General features: G+C 66.5%; 11 protein-coding genes. 6 read left to right on the forward strand and 5 right to left on the reverse strand.

Annotated elements, in window-relative coordinates; genetic code table 11:
• Positions 1 to 50 precede the first annotated feature (50 nt).
• Positions 51 to 1,616 carry a quinohemoprotein amine dehydrogenase subunit alpha gene (gene peaA / locus ACNFCH_RS11665; protein WP_416742829.1) on the reverse strand — a complete coding sequence of 522 codons (1,566 nt, stop codon included), beginning with the start codon at positions 1,614 to 1,616 and terminating at the stop codon, positions 51 to 53.
• 549 nt (positions 1,617 to 2,165) lie between these two features.
• Between peaA and ACNFCH_RS11670 the strand changes: the two genes are divergently transcribed.
• Complete coding sequence (locus tag ACNFCH_RS11670; RefSeq protein WP_337157323.1) at positions 2,166 to 3,659, forward strand: aldehyde dehydrogenase family protein; 1,494 nt, start codon at positions 2,166 to 2,168, stop codon at positions 3,657 to 3,659.
• Between the two features lie 126 nt (positions 3,660 to 3,785).
• The gene (locus tag ACNFCH_RS11675; protein ID WP_416742830.1) at positions 3,786 to 5,099 is read left to right on the forward strand and encodes a hypothetical protein; all 1,314 of its coding nucleotides are present in this window, start codon (positions 3,786 to 3,788) and stop codon (positions 5,097 to 5,099) included.
• Between the two features lie 32 nt (positions 5,100 to 5,131).
• Here the strand turns inward: ACNFCH_RS11675 and ACNFCH_RS11680 are convergent, their stop codons facing one another.
• The 4 genes from ACNFCH_RS11680 to ACNFCH_RS11695 are packed head-to-tail and all read right to left on the reverse strand — an operon-like array spanning position 5,132 to position 10,738.
• Positions 5,132 to 6,430 (reverse strand): NAD(P)/FAD-dependent oxidoreductase, encoded by a 1,299-nt coding sequence (locus ACNFCH_RS11680; protein ID WP_416742831.1) that lies wholly within the window; start codon positions 6,428 to 6,430, stop codon positions 5,132 to 5,134.
• Positions 6,423 to 7,100 carry a S8 family serine peptidase gene (locus ACNFCH_RS11685; protein WP_416742832.1) on the reverse strand — a complete coding sequence of 226 codons (678 nt, stop codon included), beginning with the start codon at positions 7,098 to 7,100 and terminating at the stop codon, positions 6,423 to 6,425. Before ACNFCH_RS11685 ends, ACNFCH_RS11680 begins: the two co-directional genes overlap by 8 nt.
• Entirely contained in the window at positions 7,090 to 8,823 is a 1,734-nt protein-coding gene (locus ACNFCH_RS11690) for an ABC transporter ATP-binding protein (protein WP_416742833.1), read from the reverse strand. Before ACNFCH_RS11690 ends, ACNFCH_RS11685 begins: the two co-directional genes overlap by 11 nt.
• 1 nt (position 8,824) lies before the next feature.
• A complete protein-coding gene (locus tag ACNFCH_RS11695; protein ID WP_416742834.1) occupies positions 8,825 to 10,738 on the reverse strand; it encodes a sigma-54-dependent Fis family transcriptional regulator in 1,914 nt (637 codons plus the stop codon).
• Positions 10,739 to 11,151: 413 nt separating this feature from the next.
• On the opposite strand from ACNFCH_RS11695, the gene ACNFCH_RS11700 reads away from it, so the two are divergent.
• Genes ACNFCH_RS11700 through ACNFCH_RS11715 form a run of 4 tightly spaced genes read left to right on the forward strand, consistent with a single transcriptional unit; the run spans position 11,152 to position 16,722 of the window.
• On the forward strand, positions 11,152 to 12,498 hold the full coding sequence (locus ACNFCH_RS11700; RefSeq protein ID WP_416742835.1) for a hypothetical protein: 1,347 nt from the start codon (positions 11,152 to 11,154) through the stop codon (positions 12,496 to 12,498).
• Positions 12,499 to 12,530: 32 nt separating this feature from the next.
• The gene (locus ACNFCH_RS11705) at positions 12,531 to 14,762 is read left to right on the forward strand and encodes an Ig-like domain-containing protein (RefSeq protein ID WP_416742836.1); all 2,232 of its coding nucleotides are present in this window, start codon (positions 12,531 to 12,533) and stop codon (positions 14,760 to 14,762) included.
• Positions 14,763 to 14,777: 15 nt separating this feature from the next.
• Positions 14,778 to 15,260, forward strand: coding sequence for a curlin (locus tag ACNFCH_RS11710; RefSeq protein WP_416742837.1), 483 nt, complete (start codon positions 14,778 to 14,780; stop codon positions 15,258 to 15,260).
• A 16-nt stretch (positions 15,261 to 15,276) separates the two neighbouring features.
• On the forward strand, positions 15,277 to 16,722 hold the full coding sequence (locus ACNFCH_RS11715) for a curlin (RefSeq protein ID WP_416742838.1): 1,446 nt from the start codon (positions 15,277 to 15,279) through the stop codon (positions 16,720 to 16,722).
• The last annotated feature ends 252 nt before the right edge of the window (positions 16,723 to 16,974 follow it).

Here is a 16,974-nt window from a genome sequence, read left to right on the forward strand (position 1 = left end):
CTCGATGATTCTTCAGCCCGTTCTTCGGTGGCACGCGCGACAACCGGCCGTCATGGCAACGGCGGGTTGTTCCAGCGCTGCACGGTGACGATCATGTGGCCTTCGCCCTTCTGCCCGCCGTCTTCGAGTTCGGCGATGACCTTCAGGTTGCCGGCGTTGTTGGTCATCATCTTGCGCTCGGGGTTGGGGCCGGCACCGGCCGGCATGAAGATGCCGTCAGGCTGCATCTGGCCGGCGAACTTCACGTCTTCGTCTTCCACGGCGCGCTCGTTGAACGGCTCGACCTTCCATTTGGCCGGCAGGTAGCCGATGCGCAGGGGCTGGCCGCTGGCGTCCTTGCCCCAGGCCTCGGCCTCGAAGCGGCCCTGGACCTTAGGTGTGGAGCCGCCGTTCTCACCAATGCGGGCGATGGAGAACGCAGGCACCACCTTGACCTCGTCGACTTTGTCGTACACCGCCAGATTCGCGCCCTTGAGCGCACCGACAGCCACCTCGCGCTGACCCGGCGCAGCATCGGCCGCGGCGCGGGCCTTGACCCTGACCTGGGTCGGCGTGGCCTCCAGCACCTCGGTCACCTCCACCCCAGCCCCCAGCGCCGGCTTGCCGGACAGGCCGCTGCCGACCAGGGTGATCTCGCTTTCGCTACCGGCCTTGATGAACGCCGGCTGCACGGCCAGCAGACGTGCCTTGCCCTCCTTCACCGCGCTGAAGTCCAGGCCGCGCTCGTCGTGGTCAGCTTCGAACATGCGCCCCTTCATCTCACCGTCCAGTGCGGCGAACACCTGGCGCAGGTTGCTGTCGCCGACCTTCACGTTGCCGCGCCATTCATAGCCGTTGTAGAGAATCGCCGAGCCGCTACCGTTGAACGGCGTGCCGTCGGCATAGGTGCCCTTGACCTCGACCTTGAAGGTGTCGTCTTTGTCGGCGGTCACGCTCATCACGCCGCGCACATCGCCCTTGGCCAGCATGTGCCCACTGAAGGCCCACTGGCCCGGCAAGGCATCGGCCTTGGGCCGGGTCTTGAGCCATTGGGCCCAGGCGGGGTTGTCGAGGGGGTAGCGCTTGGCCAGGTCCGGGACCATCTGCTTCAAGGCGATGTCCAGCCAGTCGCGGTCGCGGGCCTGGGCCTGGTATTCGAGGGATGGCCATTGGCCGAGGTGGAAGTTGACCAGGTGCTCCCATTCCTGAGCGGGGCGACGCTGCAGGGCGACGCGAGCGCCGGAGTGGCAGCGGCCGCACATCTGGCTGGTCTGGTCGTCGAAATGCTCGACGGTGTTGAGCCGGCGCTCCATGGCGTAGCGCACGCCTTCGGTCTCGCTGGGCGCCAGGCCCTGCTTGTCCGCCAGGTACTTGACCAAGGTGCGACGGTCATCGTCGCTGATCTGCAGGCCGTGCATCACCTGCATGCGCGCGATGCTCATCAGCCAGCCTTCGGGCGTCTTGCGCTGGTGGCTGATGCGGCTGTAACTGTCGTTGCCTTCGGGGATATGGCACCCCATGCACTTCGATTGCAACAGGCTCGGGCCCTGCTCGGCCGCCATGGCCTGGGTGCTCAGCAGTGCGGCGGCGACCAGCGCCAATTTGCCCGCATGCCGCCGGAGTCGAGTCGTCTTCAAGGTCAGACCTCCACGGTGTTGTTCTTATCGTTATCGCACGCTCTGATACCGCTGGTGCATGTACCGAGGGCTGATACAGAAAGTGTGCCAGCCTTCGTAAAAACCTTTGTTTTCAATGCGTTGATTGCTTTTTGGCAGAGATTTCATATCGCCACTGGCGAGCCGGAACGTCCCATTTCGCGACAGGTTGTTTCAGTGTGAGACACGGCTTCGGCGTCAGGCGCTTCGCGGGTAAACCCGCTCCCACAGGTTCTGCGGTGCTGTCCAAAGCACCGCTGTAAATTGAGAGCAGCAACCCCACCGCTTCTGCGGTGCACTGACTGTCACCGCTGTACCTGTGGGAGCGGGTTCACCCGCGAAGCGCCCAACTCGGTCCCACTGTTTCACCACCGTCTCATCCCGTCTCAATGTGCAACAGCATAGCCCCTGGCACTGGACCTCGACCCGGCACGAAAGCCTTGTCATTCAAGGCCATCGCCGCACCCGCCGCGCCTTGGCACGGCCATTGCGCAGGTGCCTCCACACTCCAATGACAAGAGGCACCGAACCATGCATTGCGAACTGCCCCTCCTCCCTGCCACCCGCGCGTTTCTCGAGCGCAAGCTGAAGATGCGCATCGGCGCTGACTGGCAGGACGCCGCCAGCGGCCGGACCATGAGTTTTCGCAACCCGGCCACAGGTGAGATTCTGGGCGAAGTGCCTTCGGCCGACCCGCAGGATGTGGACCGGGCAGTGAACGCCGCGCGCCAGGCCTTCGACGACTCGCCCTGGAGCCGCCTGCGCCCACGCGAACGGCAGAACCTGCTGTGGCGCCTGGCCGACCTGATGGAGCGCGACGCCCAGGTGCTGGCCGAGCTCGAATGCCTGAATAACGGCAAGAGCGCTGCCGTGGCCCAGGTGATGGATGTGCAGCTTGCGATCGATTTTCTGCGCTACATGGCCGGTTGGGCGACCAAGATCGAAGGCAGCACCGTCGAGCCGTCCCTGCCCTTGATGCCGAACGAGCAGTTCCACGGTTTCATCCGCCGCGAGGCGGTGGGCGTGGTCGGTGCGATCGTGGCCTGGAACTTCCCGTTGCTGCTGGCCTGCTGGAAACTCGGCCCGGCCCTGGCCACCGGCTGCACCCTGGTGCTCAAGCCCGCCGACGAAACCCCGCTGACCGCCCTTAAACTGGCCGAACTGGTGGACGAGGCTGGCTACCCGGCCGGGGTCTTCAACGTGGTCACTGGCACCGGCCTCAACGCCGGCGCCGCCCTGAGCAGCCACCCGGGGGTGGACAAACTGACCTTCACCGGCTCCACCGAGGTCGGCAAGCAGATCGGCAAGGCGGCCATGGACAACATGACCCGAGTCACCCTGGAACTGGGCGGCAAGTCGCCCACGATCGTCATGCCCGACGCCAACCTGCAGGAAGCCGCCGCAGGCGCTGCCACGGCGATCTTCTTCAACCAAGGCCAGGTGTGCTGCGCCGGCTCCCGGCTGTATGTACACCGCAAACACTTCGACAACGTGGTGGCCGACATCGCGGGCATTGCCAATGGCATGAAGCTGGGCAATGGCCTGGACCCCTCGGTGCAGATGGGCCCGCTGATCTCGGCCAAGCAACAGGACCGGGTCACCGGCTACATCAACCTAGGCCGTGAGCTGGGCGCTACCATCGCCTGCGGGGGCGAAGGTTTCGGGCCCGGCTACTTCGTCAAGCCGACGGTGATCGTCGACGTCGACCAGCGTCATCGCCTGGTCCAGGAGGAGATCTTCGGGCCGGTACTGGTGGCCATGCCCTTCGACGATATCGATGAGGTGGTGCGCCTGGCCAACGACAACCCCTACGGGTTGGGGGCGAGCATCTGGTCCAACGACCTGGGCGCGGTGCACCGGATGATTCCGCGTATCAAGTCTGGCTCGGTGTGGGTCAATTGCCACAGCGCCCTGGACCCGTCACTGCCCTTCGGTGGCTACAAGCTCTCCGGCGTCGGCCGCGAGATGGGGGCCAACGCCATCGAGCACTACACCGAGCTCAAGTCGGTGCTGATCAAGCTCTGATCTTCAATTCGCGTCGCCCGATTCGCGGGTCAATCTGCTCCCACAGGGTTTGCGTAGTACCTGTGGGGGTCTACCCGCGAAGAGGCCGCAACAGACAACAAAACAAAAACAAACATGGAGCACACCATGAGGCACACACTCGCCTGCACTCTGGCCCTGCTGGCCGCCGCCCCCCTCACCCAGGCCCAGGAGCTGTACAACCAGGATGGCACTGTCCTGAACGCCGACCTCGAGGCGCTGTTCGGCGTGTTTCACAGTGACGAAAGCTTCAACCAGGCCGGCAACCGTCAGCCCGGCAGCAGTGCCTGGCGCGAGGGCTACATCAAGTACGGGCTCAGCGGGAGCCAGGCCTTGGCCGAAGCAGGTTCGCTGTATGGCGCCTTCAGCCTGCTCAGCTCCGCCACCTGGGGCGATGGCGACGCCGCCGGGCTCACCTTGGGCGACGAACGCCGTACCGCCGTGGAGGATGCCTACCTGGGCTGGCGTTCGGGCACTCTGTTCCCGGCGCTGGGTGAAGATGGCATCGATATCTCGGGCGGACGCCAGGTGGTGACGCTGGGCGATGGGTTCTTGATCCAGGGGGACCCGGTCAACCTCGGCAAGGTCGATCTGGGCGCCAACTTCAACCGCGGCGGCGCCTATTACCTGGCCGCGCGCAAGGCCTTCGATCGCACGGCGGTCGTGCGCCTGGGCGGCAGCCAAGGCTGGCGAGGCGACCTGATGTGGCTCAAGTCCGACAACCACTACCAGGCCGATACGTCCCTGGCCGTGACCAACCTGGAGCATGTCGCCGACGCAGGCACCCTCGGCGTGAGCTGGATCCGTGGGTTGGACGTCGACCGTCGCTATGCCCAGATCATGGGCCTGGAGCACCGCGATGGCATGGACACCTACAGCCTGCGCGGGCGCGGCAGCCTGGGTGTGCAAGACCTGGAGCTGGCCGCCGAATACGTCACCCAGGACCGCACCGGCGGGCGCGAGGACGCCTGGTACCTGGAGGGCAACTGGACCTTCTCCGGCCTGCCCTGGTCGCCGACGGCCACCTACCGCTACAGCCGCTTCTCCGAGGACTTCGACCCGCTGTTCTACGGCGCAAGCCGCGGCTATGGCACCTGGTTCCAGGGCGAGGTTGCGGCCAACTATGCAGGGCCGTTCAACAGCAACACCCAGGTGCATCACGTCGGGCTAAAGGCCAAGCCACGGGACAACCTGACCCTGGGCGCGCTGTATTTCGACTTCGATACCCTGGACACCGACCAAGGCAATCTGGGCGGGCGTGAAGTGGACCTGTATGTGGAATGGATGGTCAATGACCACCTGCTGATCAGCCCGTTGGTGGGGTTCTACACCCCTGAGCGCAGTGCCAGTGACGGTGGCGTGCAATTGGGCGGGCGGGATACCGGGACCTACCTGCAACTGCTGGTCGGGACCTTCTTCTAGCGGTGTGGGGCTGCTGTGCAGCCCCAGCAGTCTCACCGATACCCCTGCTCGCCCAGCCACCGCCGCACCATCCCTTGCTGCTCCACCGCCATCGCGCCCAGTACCGACTGCAACGCCTCGCCCGCCCGCACCGCCCGCACCACCGGGGCCAGTTCGACCCCCTGCAAGTGCCAGATCCCCAGCGGCTGGTCCCGGGTCACGACCACCTCGGCCTCCTCCACCAGGCTCTCGCGCAGCACTGGCCGGCGCGCCACCTGCACGGCCTGCCAATCTGCCGCCGCGTGCATCGGCTCGGCGTCCGGCCATGCCCGGCGCCGTGCCCAGAACGGGTGCTCGGCACGGCCCAGCTCCTGGGCGTAGAAGTCCCGCCCGATACGGGCAAAGCGCAGGAACAACTGCTCGATCCGTTCCTGGTGAAACTGTCGCGCCAAGGCGGCGCGCTCGGGCCGGCGCAGCAAGGTGTTGATCACCACCGGTGCCTGTAACGCCGACGACAGCGATTGGAAGATGCCATTGCCCGACAAGGGGTCCACGGCCATCGCTGCATCCCCCACCCGTATCCAGTCATTGCCCACACATTCGCCCGCCAGGATCGCCGTGCTGCTGCGGGCATGCACCTCGCAAGGCTGCAGCGCCTGCTCATCGAATAGCTCCGCCACCAGCGCCGACTGCGCGCGCCGTGCGGCGCAGTACGCTGGCAGCGCTGCCTTGCCCGGCAGGCCCGCCGCGCCGGCATCGAGCGTGATCTGCCAGTAGCACTGGCCGTCGGCCAGGCGCGCCATCCAGGCCCAGCCATCGTCCAGGCTCTGCACTGCCGACGCGGGCTCCCCAGGCGCGCTCTGCCAACGGTTGAGCAGGCTGACGGTTTCCGGACCGCGCGACCGATCGGCCGCCAGGGGTGCCTGGCGACCACGGGCTTCCACCAGAAAGTCAGCCCGCAACACCTGACCATCCTCCAGCCGCACCTGGTGCCCGCCGTCATGGCGAATGTCGCGCACCCGGCCTTCGATCAGCGTCACGCCTGCGCGCAGCAGATCGCCACGCAAGGCACGGTCGAACGCTGGGCGATCGAGTAAATATTCCTGATTCAGCCGTAGGTGCTCGCCATTCCAATGCACCTGGCGCGTCGCCAGGCTCACCGCCTCACCCAGCGCCCTGCCCAGCCCGGCATGGCGCAGGCCCTCCAGCACGCGTTCGGAGACGCCTTCGACTGCGGCGAAACGGCGCCAGTCCGAGACCACCGTGACGGGATAGCCGAGGCGCCGCAGGCCCAAGGCCGTGGCTGCGCCTGCCGGGCCTGCGCCCAGTACGAGGATGCGGGGGTCAGCCATTGTAGGCGCCTCTGCGCTCGGGGCCGGTGAAGGCGGCCGCCTCGCGCAGGTGCGCCAGCAGCTGGGGATGATCCATCTCGGGGTGCTGCTCCAGCAGTCGGGCTATCCGCCCGCTCAGTGCGGCACAGGCCAGGCTCGCCCCGGCCATGCCCTGCCCGCCGACAGAGCCGCCGATGTCGGCCTGGCCGCTGCCCAGCCAGGACCACTGCCCCGGTGCGCAACGGGCATCACCGGTAATGCGCAGCACGCCGGGGTAACTGGCCGGATACACCGGCCCACCCCGGGCGGGGCTTGAAGCGCACAGCAGCACACCGGCCGCCTGTGCTTCGGCGCAGGCCTGGCGCAGTACGGGCCGGTCCTGGTGCAGGCCCAGGCTCAGGTTGACCACAGTCGCGCCCTCTTCCACCAGCCAGAGCAATGCTGCGGCGACCTGCAGGGCGCTGGTGCTCCACTGCCGCTCGAAGACCTGGGCCATCAGCATCGGCAGCGCCCCCGCTTCCGATTGCAGACGGGCCAGCACTGCACTGCCATGGCCCAGATGGTCAGGCACGGGCGCCTCTTCGCACAGCACCCCCTCTTCGAGCCGAAAACGCCGTGCCGCGACCAACGTCGTAGCCTGCTCGGGCGAGCAACCGCTGTCGATCACGCCGATACGCAGTTCATTGGCCATGGCCGGCAACCTCCTGGGGCCTGACCTGCAACTGGCCGTCGTGCAACTGCAGGTGCAGGTCGGCGTCGGCGAGGGTCGAGGCGCGATGGCTGATCAGGATGCGGGTGCGACCGGCGAACAATTGGTCGATGGCCGCGATGACTTCACGCTCGGTGGCTTCATCCACCGCCGAGGTGGCTTCGTCGAGCACCAGGATCGCAGGGTCCTGCAGCAGCGCGCGGGCAATGGCGATGCGTTGTTTCTGCCCGCCGGACAGCTGTTGGCCACGCTCGCCCAGCAGCCCGTCCAGCCCCAGCGGCAGGCTTTGCACAAGGCCCTCCAGCTGGGTCAGGCATACCACCCGCTGCAGGTCGGCCAGGCTGGCCTCGGGCGTGCTGTAGGCCAGGTTCTGCGCCAGGGTGCCGCGAAACAGCACGATGTCCTGGCTGACCACCGCGATACGCCGGCGCAACGCCTGCAGGTCCAGCTCGCGCAGGTCCGTGCCGTCAAGCAGGATGCGCCCGGCATCGGGGTCGTAGAAGCGCTGCAGCAGGTCGATCAGGGTCGATTTGCCGACACCCGAGGCGCCGCTGATGGCGACTTTCAGCCCGCCCGGGATGCGCACATCAACCTCCCGCAGCACCGCGCCCTGGCGCCCGGCATGGGCAAAGGCCACCTGCTCCAGACGCAGTTCCCCCGGGCCGTCCGGCATGGGCCTGGGTGACGGGGCCTGGTGCACTGCCACCGGCTCCTGCTTGAGCTCCATCACCCTGCCCAGGCTCACTGCCATGCGCTGCACCGCCACGTACAGGCCCAGCAGGCTCTGCACCGGCCCCACGGCCATCCCCAGGTAGGTGGAAAAGGCGATCAACGCCCCCAACTGCCAAGTCCCCTGGATCACCCACCAGCCGCCGACCAGAAACGCGCAGGCGCGGCACAAGGAGGTGAGTGTGCCGGGCACCGCCTGGGTGAAGAACTCGGTCACCTGCACCTTGAGCAACTGGCCCATGTAGCCCTGGCCGAGCTGCTCCAGGCGCCTGGCCTCGCGGCCTTGCTGGCCCGCCGCCTGGATGAACTTCATCGCCGGCAGGGTCTCGACCAGAAACGACGACACGTCCGTCGAACGCTCGCGCAGGCTGCGCACCTCACGCTCGACCTTGCGCCGCATCCAACGCAGCCACAGCACTTCGATAGGAATCAACAGCGCCAGCAACAGCGACAGCTGCCAGGAGAGCATCAGCATCAAGGTCAGCGCGCCGAGCAGGCCGATCACGCTGGACACCGCCGAGAACAACGAATCCACGGCAAAACGCTGGATCTCGGCGACATCGCCGTCGAGCCGGGAGAGGATGTCGCCGGTGCGCCGACGCCCGTAGAACGTCGGCGACAGCTGCTGCAGATGCCGATAGAGGTCATCGCGCAGGGCAAACAGGATGCGCCCCGACAAACGCGTGTGCAGGTAGCGATTGACGCCTGCCAGCAGCGTGCCGAGCACGCCGGCCAGGATCATCACCGCCGCCATGTGCCAGAGGGTCGTGTAGTCGCGCGCCAGCAAGCCTTCGTCGATCAGCGTCTTGACCAGCCATGGCTGGGCCAGGGCCAGCAGCGAGGCGCACAACGACAGCCCCAGCAGCAAAGCGATGGCCCGCCGGTGCGGGCGCACGAAACCATACAACCAGGCCAGGGCCTGGCGCATCAGCAGCGGATCGCTGGTTTCCACCAGCCGTGCGAACAGGCCGCCCATGTCAGCTGCGCAGGTGCTTGAGCTTGCGGTACAGCGTGGCCCGGCTGATGCCCAAGGCTTCGGCAGCGGCAGAGACATTGCCTTGGTGCCGGGTCAACGCCCCACGGATCAGCTCCAGCTCGTTTTCGCGCAGGCTGCCGGAGGGCACCGCGCCACTGGCCAACTCGTCCAGCAGGCAGTCGGTGAGATGCTCCAGGCTCAGCACCTGCTCACCCTCCTCGCGCATGGCCAGGGCGGTGCGCAGCACCATTTCCAGCTGGCGGATGTTACCCGGCCAGTCGAAGCCCTCGAGCAGCTCGGCCAAGGCCGGGTCGAGGGTCACGCCCTTGGCGCCGAACTTGTCCAGCAACCCCTCGACGATGCTCGCCAGATCGTCCCGCTCACGCAGCGCCGGCAGGCGCAGGGAGACGCCGTTGACCCGGTAGTACAGGTCCTCGCGAAAATGCTGTTCGGCCACCAGACGCTTGAGGTCGCGGTGGGTGGCGCAAATCAACGCCACGTCGATGTCCTGCTCTTCACCGGCGCCCAAGGGGGCTACCCGGCGCTCCTGCAGCACCCGCAGCAGCCGCGCCTGCAAGGCCAGGGGCATGTCGCCGATCTCGTCGAGGAACAACGTGCCGCCATGGGCCTGCATCAGGCGCCCGACCATGCCGCCACGACGCGAGCCGGTAAAGGCGCCCTCGCGGTAGCCGAACAGCTCGGACTCGATCAGCCCCTCGGGGATCGCCGCACAGTTGACGGCAACGAAGGGTTTATCGGCGCGCGGGCTGGCCTGGTGCAGGGCGCGGGCGGCTACTTCCTTGCCCGTGCCGGTCTCGCCCAGCAGCAACACCGGCAGGCCATTGACCAAGCCCTGACGCGCCATGCGCAGGCTTCGGGCCAGGCGCGCATCGCCACCGGCCAGGGCTTCCAGGGCCGGGGACTTGTTCGAATTGAGGGGTTTGCCGGGCGCCACGCTGACGCCGAGGTTGCCGTGCCGAGGCAGTTGCAGGGCGCGGAAGAAGAACTCGCCCTTGGCGGTTTGCACACTGCTGACCCCACCCTGCCACAGGCGGGCGATGAAGGCCGGTGAGCGTTCGCCGAGCAAGTCGCTGCTGCGCCGGCCGGTCAACGCCTGGCGCGAGACCTGCAACAGCTGGCAGGCGTTGTCGTTGGCTGCCAGCACCTCGCCGTCCAGGCTCAGGGCCAACAGCCCCTGCCAGGCACTGGTGAGGTATTGCGGGCGACTGTGGAAAGCCAGCACCAGGTGCTCGGGGTGACACAGACCGAACAGCCGGCTTTCGATGTTGCCCGCGGCGAGCATCAGGGTGGAGAGGTTGTCCTGGGGTTGGGTCATCACCCCTTCGCGGGTGATGTCCAGCACGCCGATCACTTCCCCGCGCGGGTCACGCAGGGGGACCGAGGTGCACGAGAACGGGCTCAGCCGGTCCAGGTAGTGTTCGCCACAGTTGATCAGCGTCGGACGGCCTTCGACCACCGCCGTGCCGATGGCATTGGTGCCGCGTAGCGCCTCGCTCCAGCAACTGCCAGGGTGCAGGTCACGCAGGCCCTCGCGGCCGAGTACGTGGGTCTGGCCCTCGATGGCCAGGACGTTGGCCTGGGCGTCACCGAGGATGACGATGCCGCTCTTGCCCTGGCGCTTGACCAGGTAATCGAGCTCCGGGGCCACTGCGTCGATCAGCAGGCGGTTGTGTTCGAGCAGCGAGCGCAGGTCATGCCCCGGCCGGGTGCCCAAGCCCACCTGCTCGTCCTGCAGGCAGTCCAGGCCATGGCCAAGGCTGCGACGCCAGGAGGCATCGATCTCCTCGCGCAGCATCCCGGAGGGCAGTTCGCCCTCGTTGGCCAGCTTGAGCCGGGCCTGACGGGATTCCTGCAAAGGGTCGGAGGCGTTTGTTATTGGAAATTGTCGCGCCATCGTTTACTCCAGCTGTGCCCCCACAGGGGAAGGGCTCCGGGACTTGTTGCAGTGTGCGTCAGAATCCCCGGGCCGTCATCCGGTTGGGAGGCAGGTTGGCACAAAGCTTACGTTTACGTAAAGGCACTGGCGATCTGTGCAAACGCCTTTTCGCGGGGGAACCCGCGTCCACCACCATCACGCCAGTCGAGAAGCGGGTTCACCCACGGACAGAACGCCCCACACCACGCGCCCCAATTCCCCAATGCTGGGGGACTCAGCCCACCACCGTTTGGCCCAGACGCGCTCAGTAGGATTCGCCAAAGCCACGCCCCACAAGGCCTGCAGTGCAATATCAGAAAAGTGGCACGGCTGTTGCCGATCCCTGTGCAGACGCCCCACCCGATGGGCTCGTTTGCAGGAGGGTTTGACTCATGCACCGACCGATACCCCACCCGCTGGCAGTGGCGATCTTCGCCAGCATGCTCCAGCTTCCCGCCCAGGCCGCCCTCAACGCGGTCGACCAGGGCACCTACACACCGGAAAACGGCGGCTTCGCCGCGTGGTACCAGGACACCCACGGCCGGGTACTGGACCTGTGCCTGACCAAGGCGGTGAGCTCGCGGGTGGCCGGGGCGCCTGGCGCGCCGTCGTACATGTGCACGCTGCTGCCGACCCCGGGCGTGTTCGACGACACCCAGCCAATCGTCTTCCCCACCAACTTCCCTGACGAGGCGTTCTGGTTCACCGCCGACGCCGCCATCGTCGACGCCGCCCGCGGTATCGACCTGGGCTATGTCTCGGCGGTCGAGGCCGCGTTCAGCGCCGAAGAACCCAAAGAGGGCGACCAGGTCAGCTTCGCCCGGGTGCGCATCCGCGTCGATGTGCCCACCGCAGGCACCTACATCATCACCCACCCCTACGGCGTCGAGGTGTTCGACGTGGCCACCCCGGGCCGGCGGGCGATCAACATGACCCGCGACATCGGCATTGGCTCGCCCGGCAACTTCACCGGTGCGCTCAAGGGTGACATCGGCCCGTTCCTGCGCAGCGTCAATGGGCCGTACACCGAAACCAACCCCAGCACCGGGGCGAGCGAGCGGTTCATCGGCGACCCCAACCTCAACGAAGCCGTGACCGGCAGCCCGTTCAACACCAACTTCGTGCGAATCGAGGGCCCCAACGGCATCGACCTGCGCACCGAGCTGTTCGCAGTGTCCGGCAAGCTCTCCAGCGTCAACCTGCCGACCCCGTTGCTGCCCCAACGCAGCACCTACTCACGGCACACTGAAAACGGCGACCTGCGCGCCCAGCAAGATGTCTTCGTCCTGGCGCCCCCACCTCCGGCCGCCGTGAACCTCACCAGCCAGTCGCCCAGCCTGCCGCTGACCGAGGCCAACAAGACCGGCACCTGGTACGCCCAGTCGACGCTCGACCCGACGCTGCCAACCACCATGACCGTCACTGCGGACAACAGCGTGGCCATCCCCACCAGCACCGCCACCAGCGCGAACCTGCCGCTGACCGACCTGGTGACCATCACCCGCGCCGAATACAGCCTGGCCAGCGGCCAGCTGACCCTGGTCGCCAGCAGCAGCGACGAGACCTCGCCGCCTGCCATGGTTGCCCGCACCGGCAATGGCACGCTGATCGGCAGCCTCTCCGGTAACGGCGCGGTGAAGACATTGAGCACAGGGCTCTCGCCAATACCGCCCGCGAAGGTGCAAGTCACCAGCGACAACGGCGGTAGCGACAGCGAAGACGTGGTGCTGGTGCCATGAACAGACAAAGGCTCCGCCTTCAAGGAGGCAGCATGAACACTTGGCCACGCCGGGCACTTTACGCCGCCGGGCTTTCCCTCTCTCTCAGCGGCGCGGTATCGGCTGCGCTCACCGAGGTCGATCCAGGCCCCTACACCCTGGCCACCGGCGGTTATCCGATGTGGTACAAGGACGCCAGCGAACTGTCCCTGGAACTGTGCCAATCGCGGGCCACCAGCTCGCGGGCACCCGGCGCGCCAGGGGCACCTGCCTACATGTGCACCTTGCTGCCGGAGCCGGGCGTGTACGACGACGCCCTGCCGCTGGTGTTCCCGGACAACTGGCCGCCAGAGATGTTCTGGTTCCTGGCCGAAACCTCGATTCCTGCCGTGGGCAACAGCGGCTATGAACTGGATGTCTACGTCGCGGGCGTCGAAGCGGCCTTCGCCGCCGAGAACCCGGTCGATGGCGACCAGCAAAGCTTCGCCCGAATCCGCATCCGCGCCTCGGTGCCCACCGCCGGCACCTATCGCATCACCCACCCCTACGGTGTCGACACCGTGGTCGTCACCACCCCTGGCCGGCGGGCGATCAACATCACCCGCGACATCGGCATCGGCGCTCCCGGAGACTTCAGCGGCGCGCTCAAGGGCAACATCGGGCCGTTCTTGCGCAGCGCCAAGGGCTTCTATACCGAGCTCAACCCGGACACTGGCGCCACCGACACCTTCATCGGCGACCCCAACCTCACCGAAGAAGTGACCGGCAGCCCGTTCAATACCAACTTCGTGGCCATCGACGGCCCGGCCGGGCACATCCAGACCAACGTGTTCACGCTCTCGGGCAAAGTGCTCGACCCACGTGCGCAAACACCGGCGACCCTGGAACGCGCCACCTACCAGCGCAACGGCAATGGCACCCGTGTCGAGGTGTTCGCCAAGGCACCGAGCGATGCCAGCCTGTGCATGCGCTATGGCCTGGCCCTGGTCGGCAGCCCAGCCTCGCCTTGCGAGTTCAACCTGTTGTCCGACAACAGCGGGCTGTTCTTCAGCCAGCAGTTGAACCAGACCGCGCCGCCACCGGTGGTGGTCGTCACGGCCAGCAGCACCGCAGGCGGTACCCGCCCAACGGCGTTGTCGAGCAAGCTCAGCGACGTGGTGAAAGTTCGTACCGCCCGCTTCGACTGGGCCAGCAAACGCCTGGTGATCGAGGCCAGCTCCAGTGACGAGGTGCAGATACCAGACCTGGTTGCCCAAGGCTACGGTCGCCTGTCCAAGTCCGGCACGCTGCAGACCTTGACCGTCACTGACCTGACCCAGCCCCCTGCCACCGTGACGGTCAAATCCGCCCGTGGCGGCAGTGACGTCGAGCCGGTGACGGTAGTCGGCAATGCACCGGTCACGGCCGAGAACCAGCCGCCGCTGGCCCAGGCCGATGTCGGCGGGACCAGTGTCGGCGTGCCGCTGACCCTCAACCTGCTGACCAACGACACGGACCCCGATGGCGACATGCCGCTGACCATCACCGACCTCACCCAACCGGGTACAGGCCTGGGCTCGGTGGTTCTCAATGGCACCACCTCGGTGACCTACACCCCGCCTGTCGGTGCCACCACGGCCTTCCCGGCGATCTTCAGCTACCGCGCCCAGGACGCCAAAGGGCTGAAGTCCGAGCCGGCCACGGTGACCGTCAACGTCGTGCCCAACCGCGCGCCGACCGCTGTGGCCGACAGCGTGGCGACCCTGGGCGTACCGCTGACCATCAACGTGTTGGCCAACGACACGGACCCTGAAGGCAACCTGCCACTGGCCGTTGCCAGTGTCACTCAGCCTCCGATCGGTCGCGGCACGGTCAGCCACAACGGCACCACGGTCACCTACACGCCACCGGCCACGGTCACCGCGCCGTTCACCACCACGTTCACCTACGTGGCGCGTGACTCGATCGGCGCGCTATCGGGCAGTGGCACCGTCACCGTGCAAGTGTCGCCCAAGCCGCCGACCGAGACCCTCACGGTCACCGCGGCAACCGTCACCGCACGTTCTAACAACCGTTACAACTGGGACATCAGCGGCACGTCCTCGGTGACCACCGGCAACACCGTGACGGTGCAAGTGACCACCCGTAACGGCCTGGTGACCTTGGGCAGCACCGCGGTACCGCTGACCGGGCGCTGGCGGGTGATCGTCAGCAACAGCACCACCCTGGTGCCGACCGCCACGCCGTCAGCGACCATCCGCACCAGCCAAGGCACCGTTCGCACCGTGCCGGTCAGAGTGCAGTAAGCCTGGGAGGCCGCCATGAAACGCCTGAATCCACTGCTGCTCTGCCTGGCCCTGGCGGGCCAGGTCCTCCAGCCCAGCTGGGCCGACGACCTGATGGACAACGCCGACCTTGCGCTCGGCAATGACCTGGGAGAACCGGTGATCGTGCGCCTGATCCCGGCAGGTGCCGGCCAGATGGCGGTCATCGAGCAGCAAGGTTCGGGCAACCGTGCCGCCCTCGACCAGAACGGTCAGGCCCTGCTGGGCCGGATCGTCCAGGCCGGGGGCGCGCAGGAGGCGTACATCCTGCAGGAAGGCAGCGACCTGATGGCCTCGATCGTGCAACAGGGCCAGGGCAACAACGCCGCCATCCGCCAGAGCGGTAGCAACAACAGCGCGTCGATCGAGCAGTTCGGCAACTACAACACCGCCAGCATCCAGCAGAGCGGCACGGGGCTGACCAGCGCCGTGACCCAGGCTGGCAATGGCCAACATGTTCAGATCACTCAATACCGTTAGACCTGGAGGCACCACCATGTTCAAGCTCGCTCCCTTAAGCGCCGCCGTTGTCCTGGCGATCGCCGGCCAGGTCATGGCCGATGACAGCACCTCGACCCAGAACCAGCAGGGCAAGGCGAACATCGCCGAAGTCCTGCAGACCGTCGCCCCCTACGCCTCGGTCACCCAGGACCAGACCGGCCAGGGCCACAACCACCTGGCCGTGCAGGACACCAGCACCAGCGACATCAGCCAGAGCGCCACCGGCTCCTACAACGCCGGCTACGCCGACCAGATCATGGAGAACGGCAGCAAGACCATCCAGCGCTCCGGCGGCACCCTCAACGACAACTTCTCCAGCCAGTCGCTGGGCCAGGACAACCAGGTGCTGCAAGTCCAGCAAGGCACCGGCAACATGTCCAAAGTGTTCCAGGAATTCCAGACCGGGGCCCAGGCCACCACGCTTCAGCAAGGCAGCGCCAACGATGCGGTGGTCGAGCAGTTGATCGGCGGCACCAACAACCGCGCCCAGATCATGCAGGAAGGCACCGGCAACACTGCCGCTTCCGAGCATATCCTGCATGACAACGGCGACATCCGTATCCAGCAGAAGGGTCAGGCCAGCTGGGCCTACGGCGACCAGCGCAACGGCCTGGGCGGCATCATCGACATCCAGCAGGTCGGTGGCAGCCACTCCGTAGAGGTGTGGCAGGACACCCAGGTCGCCAGCCAGGCCAGTGTCTATCAGCAAGGCCAGCTCAACGAAGGCTACATCGACCAGAGCTTCGGCGAGGCCAACTCCGCCCACCTGTCCCAGAGCGGCCAGCGTAACGCCAGTTGGTCGGACCAGTTCGAGACCAACAACTCGGTGGTCGACATCACCCAGAACGGCAAGGACAACCTGCACTTCACCTACCAGACCGGTGACAACCACAGCCTGACCATCGACACCACCGGCAACGGCAACAAGGTCATGGCCAGCAACTGGAAGGGCGAGAAGTTCGGCGGCCAGTTCGGCAGCGACCAGAAAGCCCAGATCAAGCAAAACGGCAACGGCAACAGCGTCAACTTCAACCAGGAAGGCATGAGCCAGTTGGCCAAGCTCGAGCAGAAAGGCAACCGCAATACCATGGAGACCAACCAGGTCGATGGCAACAACGAGCTGTACTTCGAACAGAACGGCAGCGACAACCTGCTCGTCGCCGCCCAACGCGACGGCGGCAACTATGCCGAGGGCCTGAGCGCCGGCAATGGCAACGTCATCAACCTCGACCAGTCCGGCCAGGGTAACCAGAGCTACACCTACCAGCTGTATGGCAGTGGCAACACCGCCAACATCACCCAGAGCGATGTCGCCAACGTTGCCTATGTCACCCAGGGCGGCACCGGCAACCTGGCGACCGTCACCCAGAGCAACATGAACCAGAACGCCGCCATCACCCAATACGGCAGCACCAACACTGCCATCGTCACCCAGCAGTAGCGGGTCCCCCTTGGACCGCGGTGTTCCCTCTCCCTGGCGCCGCGGTTCCTTTTTATTCCCCTTCATTGGCGGTAAACCCTCTCCCCTGCCACAGCGCTTGGCTTGAGGTCGCCGCTGCCCCCTTCGCGGGTAAACCCACAGGGTTTGCGCAAGGCTTGCGCACGGCGCCTTGTGGGAGCGGGTTCACCCGCGAATGCGTCAGCGCGGACACCGCGCCGCCAGGCGGTTCGTCGCCTCGACTGGTCCACGAAC

Source organism: Pseudomonas sp. NY15354 (assembly GCF_048068075.1).
Taxonomy (GTDB): Bacteria; Pseudomonadota; Gammaproteobacteria; order Pseudomonadales; family Pseudomonadaceae; genus Aquipseudomonas; species Aquipseudomonas guariconensis_C.

Excerpts from the sequence above, each read along its gene's own strand:
- ACNFCH_RS11670 (WP_337157323.1), top strand. The coding sequence starts at position 2,166 with ATGCATTGCGAACTGCCCCTCCTCCCTGCCACCCGCGCGTTTCTCGAG.
- ACNFCH_RS11675 (WP_416742830.1), top strand. The coding sequence starts at position 3,786 with ATGAGGCACACACTCGCCTGCACTCTGGCCCTGCTGGCCGCCGCCCCC.
- ACNFCH_RS11680 (WP_416742831.1), bottom strand. The coding sequence starts at position 6,430 with ATGGCTGACCCCCGCATCCTCGTACTGGGCGCAGGCCCGGCAGGCGCA.
- ACNFCH_RS11685 (WP_416742832.1), bottom strand. The coding sequence starts at position 7,100 with ATGGCCAATGAACTGCGTATCGGCGTGATCGACAGCGGTTGCTCGCCC.
- ACNFCH_RS11690 (WP_416742833.1), bottom strand. The coding sequence starts at position 8,823 with ATGGGCGGCCTGTTCGCACGGCTGGTGGAAACCAGCGATCCGCTGCTG.
- ACNFCH_RS11695 (WP_416742834.1), bottom strand. The coding sequence starts at position 10,738 with ATGGCGCGACAATTTCCAATAACAAACGCCTCCGACCCTTTGCAGGAA.
- ACNFCH_RS11700 (WP_416742835.1), top strand. The coding sequence starts at position 11,152 with ATGCACCGACCGATACCCCACCCGCTGGCAGTGGCGATCTTCGCCAGC.
- ACNFCH_RS11705 (WP_416742836.1), top strand. The coding sequence starts at position 12,531 with ATGAACACTTGGCCACGCCGGGCACTTTACGCCGCCGGGCTTTCCCTC.
- ACNFCH_RS11710 (WP_416742837.1), top strand. The coding sequence starts at position 14,778 with ATGAAACGCCTGAATCCACTGCTGCTCTGCCTGGCCCTGGCGGGCCAG.
- ACNFCH_RS11715 (WP_416742838.1), top strand. The coding sequence starts at position 15,277 with ATGTTCAAGCTCGCTCCCTTAAGCGCCGCCGTTGTCCTGGCGATCGCC.